9 protein-coding genes and 1 pseudogene are annotated in these 15,602 nt (G+C 36.1%); 2 read left to right on the top strand and 8 right to left on the bottom strand.

Features of this window, described 5'->3' with window-relative positions; genetic code table 11:
• Positions 1-10: 10 nt before the first annotated feature.
• Entirely contained in the window at positions 11-1,702 is a 1,692-nt protein-coding gene (locus HCJ50_RS00355) for a SpaA isopeptide-forming pilin-related protein (protein ID WP_185346996.1), read from the bottom strand.
• Positions 1,703-2,414: 712 nt separating this feature from the next.
• Here HCJ50_RS00355 and HCJ50_RS00350 point away from each other — a divergent pair.
• A complete protein-coding gene (locus HCJ50_RS00350) occupies positions 2,415-7,376 on the top strand; it encodes a LapB repeat-containing protein (protein ID WP_185346998.1) in 4,962 nt (1,653 codons plus the stop codon).
• Positions 7,377-7,439: 63 nt separating this feature from the next.
• Here HCJ50_RS00350 and HCJ50_RS00345 read toward each other — a convergent pair whose 3' ends face one another.
• Entirely contained in the window at positions 7,440-8,264 is an 825-nt protein-coding gene (locus HCJ50_RS00345; protein ID WP_003719008.1) for an aldo/keto reductase, read from the bottom strand.
• A gap of 119 nt (positions 8,265-8,383) precedes the next feature.
• Between HCJ50_RS00345 and HCJ50_RS00340 the strand changes: the two genes are divergently transcribed.
• On the top strand, positions 8,384-8,773 hold the full coding sequence (locus HCJ50_RS00340; protein WP_185395443.1) for a MerR family transcriptional regulator: 390 nt from the start codon (positions 8,384-8,386) through the stop codon (positions 8,771-8,773).
• Positions 8,774-8,786: 13 nt separating this feature from the next.
• Here the strand turns inward: HCJ50_RS00340 and HCJ50_RS00335 are convergent, their stop codons facing one another.
• From HCJ50_RS00335 to fabK, 6 genes and pseudogenes are all read right to left on the bottom strand, one after another.
• A complete protein-coding gene (locus HCJ50_RS00335; RefSeq protein WP_185347002.1) occupies positions 8,787-9,446 on the bottom strand; it encodes a protein with hydrophobic anchor in 660 nt (219 codons plus the stop codon).
• A gap of 17 nt (positions 9,447-9,463) precedes the next feature.
• Positions 9,464-10,021 (bottom strand): GNAT family N-acetyltransferase, encoded by a 558-nt coding sequence (locus HCJ50_RS00330; RefSeq protein ID WP_185347004.1) that lies wholly within the window; start codon positions 10,019-10,021, stop codon positions 9,464-9,466.
• Between the two features lie 110 nt (positions 10,022-10,131).
• Positions 10,132-10,986, bottom strand: coding sequence for a hypothetical protein (locus HCJ50_RS00325; protein WP_185347006.1), 855 nt, complete (start codon positions 10,984-10,986; stop codon positions 10,132-10,134).
• A gap of 15 nt (positions 10,987-11,001) precedes the next feature.
• Positions 11,002-13,631: pseudogene (locus tag HCJ50_RS00320) on the bottom strand (cation-translocating P-type ATPase).
• Positions 13,632-14,023: 392 nt separating this feature from the next.
• A complete protein-coding gene (locus HCJ50_RS00315) occupies positions 14,024-14,410 on the bottom strand; it encodes a hypothetical protein (RefSeq protein WP_185347008.1) in 387 nt (128 codons plus the stop codon).
• Between the two features lie 241 nt (positions 14,411-14,651).
• Positions 14,652-15,581: an enoyl-[acyl-carrier-protein] reductase FabK gene (gene fabK / locus HCJ50_RS00310; RefSeq protein WP_185347016.1), complete on the bottom strand. Its 930-nt coding sequence runs from the start codon at positions 15,579-15,581 to the stop codon at positions 14,652-14,654.
• Positions 15,582-15,602: the final 21 nt, after the last annotated feature.

Below are 15,602 nucleotides of genomic sequence, written 5' to 3'. Positions count from 1 at the left end.
TGGATAATTTTTAGTTTTCTTCTTTGACAGAGATTTGGCTCTCATTTGAATTTTTTGGCGTTACTGGTTTGCTAGGTTCTGTTGGTGTCACTGGAGGTTGTGGCGCTTGTGGAACTGGCGCCGGTGGTGTTTTTACATTTCCCACTGTGATATTGGTTGTTTCGTCTGCTTTCACACTTACTGGAATCGGTGTTAAGTCTATTTCGTATCCTGCTGGTGCTTTTGTTTCAATTAGTTGGTATTCTCCTGGTGTAAGATTACTTAAATCTGCTTTTCCAGCTTTATTGGTTGTGACCGTTTGCACTACATTATTATTCTCATCTACTAAATTAAATTCAGCATCTGCTAAATAAATGGTTGCATCTGTACTATCTACTTTTGTGACTTCAACAGCTCCATTCATAGGTGGCAGTTGTTCGTTTTCGAAAGTATAGCTTGCTTTACTAGTACCGTTGATTGTTACTTTTACTGGATTACTATCAAGTTGGTATCCTGCTGGAGCTTTCGTTTCTGTTAAAGTATAGTCTCCCAGCGGTAAGTTATCTAATGATGCTTTACCAGATGTATTCGTTGTCAAATTATAGATAGTACCTGTAACATCTGACTTGAGAGTAAATTCAGCATCCGCCAAATTAACGGTATGATTATTTTTATCCACTTTTATTAATTCAAACGAGCCAAAATCTCCACCCGCTGTTCCACTGCCGCTCGATGTTTCGCTTTCGACATCTATGGAGTAAGGCTGAATATTGTCACCTGAAATGACAATGTTATTTGTGTAGACATCCAGCGAAGTATCTGTGATTTTTGTTTGATATGTTAATCGATAACTTTGAGTAATATTCCCCAAGTCTAATGTCATTTTCGTTGGGCTATCAAATGTTAACGTGTAATCCGATGTAGGCACAACTGATGATGGCGGAATATCAACTCCGTAAGCATCGAAAGCTTGTTTAGTGAGTACCACACTGTCTTGGATAAACTCTTGCCCTGGTCCAAGTGAATCTACTATTATTGCGTTATTAATCGGCTCATTAGCAAAATTTATCCGTGAGTTCCAATTAATAACACTTGGATCGTCTTTTGAAATTGCCCCACCTTTAATTAAAATTTCATCTGGATTAACTACTGGTGTTGGATTGACATCTACATCTATTGTTGTCGTAGATCCATTAAAGGTATATTCAAGTGGAACTACGGTTTCGCTTGTGATAGTCCTAATTTCAAAAGTATCCAGTAGCTGAATGGTACCTCTCACATTCGCTCTTCCTTCAACATAACTATTGAACGTTACTGTCATTGTTCGCGTTGCTACATTGACAACTGCTTCCCCTGCAACTTGATTATCTTCCGTCACCAACGGAAACGTTAGATTATTTGCTAAGTGGATATTACTACCAAATACTACTGTAAATGTATCTCCACTTTTCAAATTATTCGATTTTGCTGACCAAGTAAAATTTGTCGTAAATGATTCATAAAAATCATAATTACCTGTTTTCGAACCATCTGTATGTGTTACTTGTACTGAATCAATCACATTCATTAGTTCGGTAGCTTTTGCTTTTGTTCCTCCATGAAAAAATGGAGTAGTTAATGTAAAAATAAGTGTAAAGATAGTCATTAATTTTAACCCTTTTTTCAGCCCTATGTCGATTGCCTCCCAGAGAATATTTGAGTAATGTTCTACATTAGAATACATCCAAAATCTCTATCTGAGAATGGCTTTCCAACAAACTACAATACATGACACAATAACTTATGTAATGCGGAGATTTTGCTTATCTACATCGCTTTAATTTTTTATAAATAATTTAGATAGAATTTTATTAAAACAAAAGAAAAATGGGAAATAAAAGTTGTTCACTTTTCCATCACAATTCCAACAAAATCAGTACTACGAATGGATTTTTAAAGGTCGACTGGTGTGGTATTATAATATTACATGCCACTTTTCCTTCTATATTTTTACGTTTTAAATTCAATAGTTAAAATACCTTCTTTGAAAATATAACTCGTCTTATCCTTGCATCTGTCCCATTTCATATAGTGAATTTAACTAAAGAAAGTAAGTTAGCAAAAATGCCACTAAAGAAAAATAAGTATTTTCAGAGATTTCTAAGATACCTTATGCTTAAAATCATAGATTATCAAGTAGTTCTAGCTGTCATTTTAATAGACCAGTCTGTTCCATGGTTTATTATAATTGTTTTATTCGTTTTCATTTTAATGGCGTTACGTTCTAGAAGGAGTTCTTTACTCTCCATATATCACTAACAAGTATATTACACAAATCTGTTTGTTTTTGGCATATTCGGGAAATAGTATATAAGAATGAATCTATCCCTACTTTCTAACAGTACATAGTAGCACCCGATAAATTCTAAAAATCCCACATCCAAGGAGCTGTATTAATGAAAAAACTCTATTTATCTGTTGTGATAATATCCCTTGTTTTTAGTGCAATTATCCCTATCCCTGCGACTGTTTATGCAGAAACTACTACCGAAGAAGTTCCCCCTAATAGTATAGAAGAAAAAATGGCACCAGAAACTAAGATAGGTGAAAAGGAAGCGACTAACCCTGACACACTAAAAGAGGAAAACACAGATTCTATCGTTACACCCACTGAAGAAACTACTTCCGCTCAAAAAGAAAAGTCCTACAATCCAAATACCACGAATGTTAAAGAAAAAGCTCCTACAGCTCAAGTTTTTGCAGCTGGTGACACTTATTTACAAACATTCCCAGATGAAAATCTTGCTAAGGTCATTGCCCTGCAAATAACTGGAAGCGATGATACATCTCAAGTGGTTACACAAAATCAGCTTGATTCTGTAACTACTTTGAACGCCTCTGCAAAAAATATTGCCGATGCAACTGGAATAGGTGAGTTAACCAATCTTACTTCAATTAATTTAAGTCAGAATCAACTTACAAGTATTGCGCCAATTACTAATCTCTCTGCTTTAACCACCCTTGATGTATCTGATAATTTACTTAATACCATAAGTATTACTAGTGGGCAAAATATAGCTAACCTAAGCACACTCAACTTATCGAATAATCCATCAATAACCAGCTTAACTATCGAGGACTTACCGAATCTAACCAACATTAATACAACCATTGACGTCGGGCAAACATCCCTTTTAGAAGAATTGACTCTTTCCAATCTTCCTTTACTAACTACTGCTGGAAAAAATTCTTCCAATACGGTTAATTTTTCTAATTATTCTACGGCCCTCACTACCATCAAACTAGCATCACTACCTAAAATAACAACCATTGACTTTGATAGTAACCTTATTGCGGATGCAGATATTCAAAATATGGCTGTATTAAATTATATCGATTTGCATGGGAATAAATTAACAGACGCAAGTAAACTGATAAATCTTCCTGTACTAACCACTCTAGATTTAAGTTCTAATCAATTAACAACAACGGGTGTGTCAGGATTATTCCAATTAAACTCTTTACAAGTCCTCAATTTAGATACTAATTCGCTCAACAGTTTTGAATTAGATGCGAATAATGACTTACCTAATTTAAGTAATTTATCCTTAAGATACAATCCAACAATTACTAAACTACACATTGAAGATCAACCAAAATTAGTCATCATTTATACGACTCTCAACAGCAATCAAACTTCCCTTTTGGAAGAGCTGACGCTGTCAAATCTTCCTGCATTAACTAGTGCTGGAGCTGGTACTTCTAATACGATTAATTTCTCTGGCTATTCGGATGTTCTTCGTACGGTCAAACTAAATGCACTTCCAGAAATCCAGACTGCGGATTTAGATAGTAATTGGATAAACGATATAGATGTGCAAAACATGGCTGCACTGTCTTATCTAGATTTAAAATCTAATGAGTTAAGTGATATCACAAAATTGGCCAACTTACCTGTTTTAAATCACCTGGATGCAACTTCTAATCAACTAACTAACACTGGAATAGCAAACATCACACAGTTGGATGCCTTACAAACGTTAGAACTAGATTCCAACAAGTTAACTAGCTTTGTTTTAGATGCTGATAATGACTTGCCTAATTTGACTGCATTGTACCTAAGATATATGCCAACGATTACAAAAATAACTATGGCAGATCAACCCAATCTTGTTACAGTCCTTTTAACGCTTAATAGCAGCGATAATTCACTTTTGGAGGAATTAACACTTTCTAATCTGCCAAACTTAACTACTGCCGGCAATAATACTTCTAGTGGGATTAATTTTGCTGGCTATTCTGATCAACTTTCTGCAGTTAATTTAACTTCACTTCCAAAAGTTTCCCTAGTCAATCTTAGTGAAAACAGCCTCACAAATGTTAATATACAAGACATGGGAATTTTAAATTCTATAAATCTAGATTCCAATAATATAGCAGATATTAGTAATTTGGTGAATCTTCCTACGTTAAGCAACCTCCAAGTTAATAATAATCTGCTTGGAGTTTTACCAACAAACATAGAAACAGAAGCCCCCTCTCTTACAACTTTATTTGCTACTAATCAAACAATATCATTACCAAATAAAATTGTAACTGGGAATTTATCCATTGCTAATGAAATTAGTAACAATGGTGTTATTTCTACCCCAACAACTATCTCGAATAACGGTGAATATCAAGATGGTAATGTTAATTGGGAGTACGACAATATTAAAAATTTATCCAATGTGTCTTATAATTTTAGTGAGCCGGTTAAGTACTCCTCTGCATCAGGAACATTTTCAGGCACAGTTACTCAACCAATTACAGTTTCATTAGCACCAGTAATTACTGCTGATGACAGTATTTCTTATCCAAAATTTTCGGAAATTACAGAAGCAGAATTTCTAACCGATATTCAAGCAACGACCAGCGATGGCTCTTCTATCTCAAGCAATTTTGAAACTGTAGTGGATTTTTCAACAGCAGGAAACTACACCGTTACTTTAAATGCAGTGAACTCGGATGGCGTCGCTGCTGATCCAGTAACGGTCACTGTGACAGTTGAAAAAGCACCTGCGCCAATTATTACTGCCAATAGCGAAATTACCTACATGAAACACAGTACCATTAGTTCCGCGGAGTTTTTAACCGATATTCAAGCGACTACTAATGATGGTTCTCCGATTACAAGTGATTTTACAACGGTAGTGGATTTTGAAACAGCTGGAGATTATACAGTTACTTTAAATGCTTTGAACGTGGATGGTGTTGCTGCGAATCCCGTTAGTGTTACTGTTCATATCGCAAAAGATCCTGCACCAATCATTACCGCAGATAGCGAGATTTCTTATCCAAAAAACAGCTCTATAAATAGCCAACAATTTTACACCGATATCCATGCATCTACTAGTGATGGATCAGCTATTACCAGTGATTTTGATACTGCTACAGACTTTACTACAGCTGGAGATTACAATGTGACTTTGAATTCTGTGAACTCAGATGGGGTCGCTGCGAATCCAGTAACAGTCGTTGTCCACATTGATAAAGATCCAGCACCAATCATTACCGCAGATAGCGAGATTTCTTATCCAAAAAATAGCTCTATAAATAGCCAACAATTTTATACTGATATCCATGCATCTACCAACGATGGTTCACCGATTACCAGTGATTTTGATAATGTAGTAGACTTTTCCAGTGCTGGAGATTACACGGTCACTTTGAATTCTGTGAACTCAGATGGCGTCGCTGCGAATCCAGTAACGGTCACTGTGACAGTTGAAAAAGCACCTGCACCAATTATTACTGCCAATAGCGAAATTACCTACATGAAACACAGTACCATTAGTTCTGCGGAGTTTTTAACCGATATTCAAGCGACTACTAATGATGGTTCTCCGATTACAAGTGATTTTACAACGGTAGTGGATTTTGAAACAGCTGGAGATTATACAGTTACTTTAAATGCTTTGAACGTGGATGGTGTTGCTGCGAATCCCGTTAGTGTTACTGTTCATATCGCAAAAGATCCTGCACCTATCATTACCGCAGATAGCGAGATTTCTTATCCAAAAAATAGCTCTATTAATAGCCAACAATTTTACACTGATATCCATGCATCTACCAACGATGGTTCACCGATTACCAGTAATTTTGATAATGTAGTAGACTTTTCCAGTGCTGGAGATTACACGGTCACTTTGAATTCTGTGAATACAGATGGAGTCTCTGCTACGCCTGTTTTAGTGACAATACATGTTGAAAAAGCTCCAGCACCAGTAATTACGGCGGATAGTGAAATTTCTTATACAACAAATAGTACTATCACGCCTGAAAAATTCTATACAGATATCCACGCCACCACTAGCGATGGCTCTTCAATAACAAGTGATTTTTCAACTGTAGTCGATTTCCAAGTTGCTGGTGATTACACGGTTACACTTCAATCTGTTAATGTAGATGGGGTTCCTGCTGATCCTGTTTCAGTAACAGTGCATATCGTAAAGGCTGCGGCACCTATTATTACAGCGGATAGCAACATTTCTTACGCCAAAAACAGTACTATTGATAGCCAAGAATTTTATTCAGATATTCATGCTACCACGGATGACGGATCCCCAATTACCAGTGATTTTGATACGGTAGTTAATTTCCAAGTTGCTGGCGATTATACCGTGACACTTCAATCTGTTAATGAAGATGGTGTGGCCGCTAATCCTGTTTCCGTCATTGTTCATATCGATAAATCGCCTGCTCCAGTTATTTCCGCGGATAGCAAAGTATCCTATGCAGAAAAAAGTACAGTGAGTAGTCAACAATTTTATAAAGACATCCATGCAACGACAAACGATGGTTCTGTAATTACAAGCAATTTTGATACGGTTGTCAATTTCCAAGTTGCCGGCGATTACAAAGTTACACTTCGCGCAGTCAATGAAGATGGGGTTGCTGCTAATCCTGCTTTCGTTATCGTTCATATTGAAAAAGCACCTGCTCCAGTTATTTCAGCAGATAGCGATATTTCTTACAAAAAAAATAGTAAGATAACAATTCAGCAGTTTTATGATAGCATTCACGCAACGACAAGTGATGGTTCGCCAATTACAAGCGACTTTGAATCTGTTGTGAACTTCGCTGTAACCGGAGACTACACAGTTACATTGCAATCGATAAATAGCGATGGAGTCGTAGCTAGACCAGTTCAAGTCATTGTCCATATTACAGCAGATGAACCTACTCCCCCTGATAATACGGGAAATGATGGAAGTAATACTAACCAACCAAAACACCATGCAGAAAAAGGCCAACCAAACATTACTCTTCCTCACACTGGAGATACAAATAACAGCCTAATGGGGATAGTCTTCCTCTTTATTGCCTCTAGTATTTTATTTGTAATGAGTAAAAATAAAAAAGGGAGTAGAAAATAATAATAAAAGGGCGACAAAATCAGTTATTGATTTTGTCGCCCTTTTTCAACCTATTTTTAGCAATTAAAAATTAAAATTATCTGGATCTGGACCAGTTCTTTTATCTTTGTTTAAAGCGCTAATTTTCGCTACTTCTGCTTCTGTTAATTCAAAATCAAAAATATCTGCATTTTGGACAATACGTTCCTGGTGAACTGATTTTGGAATAGTCACTACGCCAATTTGTAAGTCCCAACGAAGAATAACTTGTGCTACTGATTTTTCATGCGTTTCTGCAATTGCTTTTATTTCAGCATTATCCAGTAATTTCCCGTTACCAAGTGGTGACCACGCTTCTACAACAATATTATGTTCCGCACAGTAGTTACGAAGTGGTTCCTGGGTTAATTCAGGATGTAATTCAATTTGGTTGACCATTGGAGTAATTTCCGCATCTTCCATTAATTCTTTTAAATGATGTTCGTGAAAATTACATACACCAATTGCACGTACACGTTTATCATTATAAAGTTTTTCAAACGCACGCCATGTATCTTTGAATTTCCCTTTAACGGGCCAGTGAATCAAATATAAATCAACATAATCCAGTTCTAATTTGCGTAAACTTTCATCAAATGCTGCTAATGTGGATTCGTAACCTTGCTCTGCGTTCCAAAGTTTTGTTGTCACAAACAAATCTTCTCTGTTAACGCCTGATTCTTTGATTGCTTGTCCCACACCTTCTTCATTTTTATAGGCAGCAGCTGTATCAATACTTACATAGCCAGCCTCTATTGCCCATTTTACCGAATTCACTGCTTCATCCCCATCTTTCACTTTCCAAACACCAAAGCCTAAACGTGGCATTTCTACACCATTTGAGAGTTTTACCGTATCTTTTAAGTTCAAAATATCCGCCTCCTAAAAATAGTCACAAGTTTACTATACACCTTAGAGTATACTCAAATGCAAACATTTGGCATTTCATATATCGCAATGCTATGATAAATAAAAAAGAGGTGCTTTTAATGCAACAAACAATTAAGGAAGCTGCTGCTCACACTGGGTTAAGTGTACATACTATTCGCTATTATGAACGAGAAGGACTAATCCCATTTCTTGCTCGAGATAAAAATAATAATCGAATATTCGACCAAGATGCCTTACACTGGTTGGAATTACTTACTTGTTTACGTATGACAGGGATGCCACTTGCCAAACAAAAAGAAATCGTTGAGCTCACAAAATGTGGTAATGATACTGTTTCTGAACGAATTTCCGTATTAAAGGCGCATCAGGAAGAAATGTATCGCCGTCAAGAAAAAATGAATCGAGCATTTCAAAAAATCGAGAAAAAACTCGCATATTATGAACAGTTAGAACAAATAACAAAAAGTAAAGAGGCTAAGCTTACATAGCTTAACCTCTTTTTTAGGCGGATTTTTTCTTTTTAGAATGCTTCCGAATCAAATAAATAATCAAAGCAATAATGGCTACTAAAATAATTCCGCTCACAATCGCAATATTTTTCACATTTGGAAGAGTTATATCAAAGTACATTTCTGATTTTTCCGCAAGTGGGACATCCCATGTTAGTTTTCCACCATCGACACTTTTAGCATTATTATCTCCAATTGTTGAAATGGGTAGATCTAAAATAAGGGTATAATCAATTTGCGCCAACACCTCTTTTGGAAACGGGACTCCGGTTACTTCTTGCTTCCATATTTTCTCCGGATCAATATTGGCATCTATTCGTACTTTCTGTGTAAAAAAGCTTTTAGTATTAGTAATTTTTACACCAAAATCTTCTGGCTTTAGATCACTTTTTGTAGTATTTTTCTCTAATTTCTTTTCAATATGATAGCTGGTATTTGATTTTTTATCTACTTTAAATCCAGCTTCTTCTAATTGAGTGAGTACTTCATCAGAATAACTAGATGCAAAAATCCCTGCTACAGATGAAATATCAATATCAAAAGAAATGGTCGCATCGCCTTTTTTATCTACTTTCACAGTATTTGTCACATCTGCACATCCTGAGAGAAGTAAAATAAAGCTTAGAGCCACTGTGAAAATTATCTTTTTCATCCAATCGACCTCATTTCTTATTTTTGCATATGCTCATATATATGCCCACTAAGTACTATTTCTCCTGTTACATGAAAACCAATTCGCTCATATAAACGTTTTGCATGTGGATTTCCTTTATCACAGTTTAGTCCAACCACTTTTTCTCCATCTTTTGCTGCTATTTCTGTTAATTTATTTAATAAAGCTGTACCAACCCCAAAACCGCGATATTTTTTATTGGTAACAATAGAATCTAAATACCATTCTCCCGCAAACGTTTCCTTATCTTTAAAAATCGGCTCTTTAAAGGTAATACCGTGTTTTTTAGCAATATTGTTCCAAGGAGCATCAATTTCCGGCTCTAGTTTTCCAGGATAACCGGCAAGCACCCCGGCAATATCGTCCTCTTTTTCGTATACATGAAGATGTCTATAACTATAACGATATGTCTCTGTTTGTATTGCTTCAATGAGTGCCTTTACAATGACTTCTTCCTTTTCTGTTTCTAAAATCGGTAACTCCATATCTTTCCAAATAATTAATAACAGCGGCGCAATTTTTGGCGCATCCGTTTTTTTAGCTTGTCGTATCAATTTTTATATCCTCATTTCTTTTTCATTGTATCATTTTACTATCTTTCTGTTGTTATTTGCAAAAATAAAATGCCATTTAGATGCACTTCCTACTAAATAGCACTCTATTTTTAGGCTTTGGATACTTTTTGCAAAAAATCTATAGTGTTACTTGTTAAATCTGTATCTTCCATGATTTTCGGCTCTTCTTTTGTGAGTAATTTAGTTAATTGTTTCGTTTCGCTTACTGTTAAATCTAGTTGCTCCAAATTTTTAAGGCTATGAGCAATTGGTAAAACAGCCGTTGTGTAATTTTTTAGCGCTTCTAAATTTAGATTTTCTGTTAAAATTCCTTGTCGTAAAAGAAGTCGTACCTTTATTTGTAAGTCAGCATCTAAACTAACATCATACGCTAAATGTTGCTGCTCTGTCTCGTGATTATCAAGAAAATGTACCTCCATCGCAATTCGGCTTACTTCATAAACACGTAATCGAATTCGCATATCTGATTCAAAAACTAATTTTACCCGAAAACTAGCATTAAGTTGGTTGTTTAGTTGTTGCACTGTCGTTAAAAGCCACTGATGATATGCCAGCATTTTTTGTCTAGCATTATTTTGTTTAATATGTTCTAAAACATAGGGCAAGGCAATTTTGTTTGCTTGATCTGTCCAATAAATTGGTAAATCGCGCCAATATTTCTCTGTATTCTCGCTAGTCCCATCCACCAAAAGTAATGGATAAGGATAGGAACTCAAATCGCAAAATTGATTTTTTTGAAGCTCATATAAAAATGGAATTGTCTTCTTCACTGTTTTACTATCTATTCCAAGTGTTGTTACTAAGGGAGCAATGACGGTGGCAATTTCCTCAATAACCTCTTCTGAACGTTTTTGCGCTTGCTTACTTCCTTTATAGCGAATACTAATTTCTTGACCAAAATTTCGTTCTAATATGGTGGTAACTAAGTTTTTAGTGTCCGTCATGTTCTTTCCTCCTTTTTATGCGTTTGCTTTTTTACGCTGAATGAATTTTTGAATTTCAACAAATACCAGTGGCAGCATTGAAAGTACAAATGCAAGAACCCAGTGTATAAGACTCATTTTCACTAAGAAAAACAAATTTGCAAGTGGTGGAATAATTGCTAGACCTAGAATAATCATCATCGAACAAATTGCACTAAAGAACAACCCTCGATTAGATAAAAAACCAATTGTAAAGATCGATTTATCACTTCTTACATTAAAAATATGTGTAACTGACGACCAAGCAAGAATAATAAACGCCATTGTCATTCCTACTTCATAACTTGCACCGATGGACGGATGAATTGTTACAAATTGTCCGATATAGAAACCAGCTAGCGTTACAATCGTAAAGACAACTGCTTGGGTTGCCATTTTCTTCCCAAGTCCTCCCGCAAATATTCCGGCATTTTTCGGTATTGGTTGACGGTTCATTATCGAATCATCCGCTTTTTCTCGGCTTAGGAAGAAACCAGGAATTCCATCGGACACAACGTTGATTAATAGCAATTGAACTGCAACAACTGGTGCTCCCCATCCTAAAATAATCGCAATCAGCATAATAAAAATTTGAGAAAAGTTAGTACTCAATAAGAAATAAATGGTTTTTCGAATATTTTCATAAGCTGTCCGACCTTCTTTTACCGCATCAACAATTGTTGCAAAGTTATCATCGGTAATAACCATATCTGCTGCATTTTTAGATACGTCGGTTCCAGTAATCCCCATTGCCGCACCTACATCCGCTGCTTTTAGGGCTGGAGCATCATTTACTCCATCACCAGTCATTGTTACAATTTCGCCATTTTTCTGCCAAGCTTTTACAATTCGAATCTTATCTTCTGGACTAACACGAGCATATACTGCATACTCTCTAATATTTTTCTCTAAGTCTTGTTCTGACATTTCTGCAAGTTCTGCTCCAGTTATCGCTTTGTCATTATCTGTTAAAATACCAATTTCTTTTGCAATAGCCGATGCTGTCACAATGTGGTCACCAGTAATCATTACTGTTTTTATACCCGCTTTTTTTGCTGCTAACACGGCGGATTTACTTTCTGGTCGTGGAGGATCTATCATTCCAACCATTCCCGCGAAAGTTAGATTTGTCTCTAATGCTTTACTCGAAAGATCCGTTGGCATTTTTTCGTATTTTTTATAAGCGACAACAAGCACTCGTAAAGCATCTTCAGCAAAACTATCATGTACACTCTCTGCTTTTGCCAAAAACTCATCAGAAAAAGCAACAGGAATTCGGTCAAATGCTCCTTTTGTGATGGAAAGGAAGCCATTTTCTGTTTAGTGAATGGTTGTCATTAATTTCCTATCGGAGTCAAATGGGAGTTCAATAACACGAGGATATTTTTCTTCAAGGACATTCTTTTTCGTCCCTTTTTCTTCTAGCAAACGAATAATCGCGCTTTCAGTTGGGTCCCCAATGATGATTTCTTCACCATCTGCTACTTCAATCGTTGCGTTACTAGCAAGACTTAGCATTTCTAAAACATTTGCTTCTGCTGTTCCAAAATTTGCTGTTGCCTTCATTGGAGCATGCTCTGTTGCCCAAATTTGTTGAATAATCATTTTTTGTGTGTGAGTGTGCCTGTTTTATCAGAACAAATGACAGAAGTATTCCCAATCGTTTCAATGGCAGGAATTCGGCGGATAATCGTGTTTTTCCGCACCATATTTTGAACCCCATATGCAAGGGTCAATGTTACAATCACAGGTAATGTCTCTGGTACTGCTGCTACCGCAAGAGAAATCGCAATCATCAGTGTTTCAATAATCGTTTCCCCATACACATACACATCAATAATAAATATTAATATTCCTGCTAAAAGTGCGACAATGCTAAGACGTTTTGCTAATTCTTTTAAGCGATGTTGTAAGGGTGTCATTAATTTTGACGTATTATTTAATAATCCAGCAATTTTCCCCATCTCGGTCGCCATACCAATTTCTACTACTACCGCTGTTGCACGTCCATTCGTTACAAGACAGCCAGAATAAAGCATATTAAGTCGATCTCCAATAGGTGCTTTTTCGGAAATTTCAGCTGTTGCATCTTTTTCTACTGGTACACTCTCCACGGTAAGTGCAGACTCCTCGACTTGCAAACTACTGCTAGAAATTATCCGCGCATCGGCTGGAATCATATCTCCTGCAACTATTTCGATAATGTCTCCCGGTACTAATTCTGCTACGTCCACTTGAGTTCGAACTCCATCGCGAAGTACCGTTGTTAAATGAGCGTTCATATTTTGAAGTGCAGCGAGTGCTTTCTCTGCGCTGCTTTCTTGATAAATACCAAGAACCATATTTAATATAACAATTCCTAAAATAACAACTACTTTTGCCCAACCATATCCAGTTGTAATTGCTAAATAAGCTGAAATAGCAGCTGCAACAAGTAAAACAACCGTTGTAATTTCTAATAAATGATGACTTACTTTTTGAAGAAGTGACTCTTTTTTTCCTTCTTCAAACTCGTTTCTACCAAATTCCAAATGTTTTTGCTTTACTTGTTCTTTTGTTAATCCTGTGTCTAAATTTGTGTGTAGTTTACTGAGAAGCTGCTCGATTGACTCTTTTAACCAAAGCATACATCTACCTCCTACGCACCCGCTCTTAAATAAAGCAAGTACTTAGTTTTTTTCTGAATCTAACTTTATATCTAAGAATAGCAAACTCCGAAGCTACTTTTCAGCTTCGGAGCACTTAATATTTTTGTTGCTTTTATAGCTTTAAGCACATGAGGGATGTGATATAGATGGTTCTACTTTCGATCCATATTTAGGAGGGATTTCAGATACTCCCTTTTCCATTAATTCTCTCATAATTTGCGAGGCAGTTGAAACGGGGCATTTAGCTAGTTTTGCAAGAACGTTCACTCTTAACCATTTGGGAAAATCGGGGTTTTCTACGGGGTCTATTTTATAGTGGTTTATAATCAGTGCTAAGACAATATTTGCACGTTCTTCTGGACTAACAGACCTTAATTTTTTATCCCGTTCAAGGTCGCGTTCGAGATCTTCAGCAATTTGTAAAAAAAGTTTGATAATAAGCCACTGGCATCTAATTGGGAAAATAATTTTTCTGTTGGTATTATACTATATGTCGATGTTTCTAGTGCCGTAAGCTGAAAACTATCTTGAATGGTAAAAATAATACGATGATCCGCAAAGACACGATGAATCATCGGCTTTTTCCCGTCACTTTCTTGTACCAACAGACCTTTTTCCATTATTATTACTTCTTCTTTGTTTACGGTAATCTTTTCACTTGCTTCTATTTTTTTACGAGAAAGGTAAAATTTATCTGTTATCCATGAATACATCAATGAGTCTTTTTTCACATATTGATGAAATTCTAAAAAGGTCATTTTTCCCTACTTCCTTTCCTAACATTCACTTATCCATTACTTCTTTCTAAGTATATTTATAGTATACTTCCTCCAAATGAAAATAGTGTTAGCAATTTTTTCATTAAATTATTATTTTTGTTTTCTAGGAAATAAGGTGTTTTTATAACAAAAAGATAGGATATGCTTAAATCTCACATATCCTATCTTTTCTTTATTATTTATCTGGTAGAACTTTTTTTAGCTTTTTTGTAATATAAAATTAGTTTATTTTTAAGTTTGTAATAACTGATTTCGTATCAGCCATCATTTCCTCTATTACCTCTTTACAAGGTTTGATTTCTTTAATTAGACCAGCAATTTGTCCAGCCATAACAGAACCATTGTCTGTATCGCCTTCTTGCACTGCTTTTCTTAACGAGCCGAGTGTTAGCTCCTCTAATGTATCACGATCAGCATTTTCCTCTTCTAGACGGATATACTCTTTAATCATTTTGTTTTTAATGGAACGAACCGGTGCTCCGGCTTTACGTCCAGTGACCATTGTATCGCGGTCAGAAGCTTTAATAACCGCTGTTTTAAAATCAGGGTGAACCGGGCATTCTTCTGTCGCTAGAAAACGCGTGCCAATTTGAACACCTTTTGCACCTAGAGCAAATGCAGCAGCAATTCCACGACCATCTGCAATTCCGCCAGCACCAATAACTGGGATAGTAACGGCATCAACAATTTGTGGTAATAAAGCCATGGTAGTTGTTTCTCCAACATGTCCGCCAGCTTCTGTTCCTTCCGCAATCACTGCGTCTGCACCCATCTTTTCCATACGTTTCGCAATCATAACAGATGGAACAACGGGAATAACTATAATTCCAGCTTCTTTCCATATTGGCATAAACGTTTTTGGTGTTCCTGCCCCAGTTGTCACAATACCGATTTTCTCTTCTATAATAACTTCTGTTAATTCGGCAATATTTGTCATCATTAACATTAAATTAACACCAAATGGTTTATCTGTTAGCCTTTTTGTTTTTTGGATTTCTTTTCGAAGCATATCCGCACTCATTCCCCCAGAAGCGATAATTCCAAGTCCGCCTGCATTTGAAACAGCTGCAACAAGTGGAGCTTTCGCAATTTGCGCCATTGCACCTTGGATAATGGGGTATTTAATATTTAATAAATTTGTAATTGACATCTTTTTTTCCTCCTGCGTCCT

This window comes from Listeria immobilis (genome assembly GCF_014322765.1).
Classification (GTDB): Bacteria; Bacillota; Bacilli; order Lactobacillales; family Listeriaceae; genus Listeria; species Listeria immobilis.
This window is presented reverse-complemented; position numbering and strand designations above follow the sequence as displayed.

Bases quoted from the DNA above. Each gene is read 5' to 3' on its own strand.
- HCJ50_RS00350 (WP_185346998.1), top strand. From the start codon at position 2,415: ATGAAAAAACTCTATTTATCTGTTGTGATAATATCCCTTGTTTTTAGT.
- HCJ50_RS00340 (WP_185395443.1), top strand. From the start codon at position 8,384: ATGCAACAAACAATTAAGGAAGCTGCTGCTCACACTGGGTTAAGTGTA.
- HCJ50_RS00315 (WP_185347008.1), bottom strand. From the start codon at position 14,410: ATGACCTTTTTAGAATTTCATCAATATGTGAAAAAAGACTCATTGATG.
- fabK (WP_185347016.1), bottom strand. From the start codon at position 15,581: ATGTCAATTACAAATTTATTAAATATTAAATACCCCATTATCCAAGGT.
- HCJ50_RS00355 (WP_185346996.1), bottom strand. From the start codon at position 1,702: ATGTATTCTAATGTAGAACATTACTCAAATATTCTCTGGGAGGCAATC.
- HCJ50_RS00325 (WP_185347006.1), bottom strand. From the start codon at position 10,986: ATGACGGACACTAAAAACTTAGTTACCACCATATTAGAACGAAATTTT.
- HCJ50_RS00335 (WP_185347002.1), bottom strand. From the start codon at position 9,446: ATGAAAAAGATAATTTTCACAGTGGCTCTAAGCTTTATTTTACTTCTC.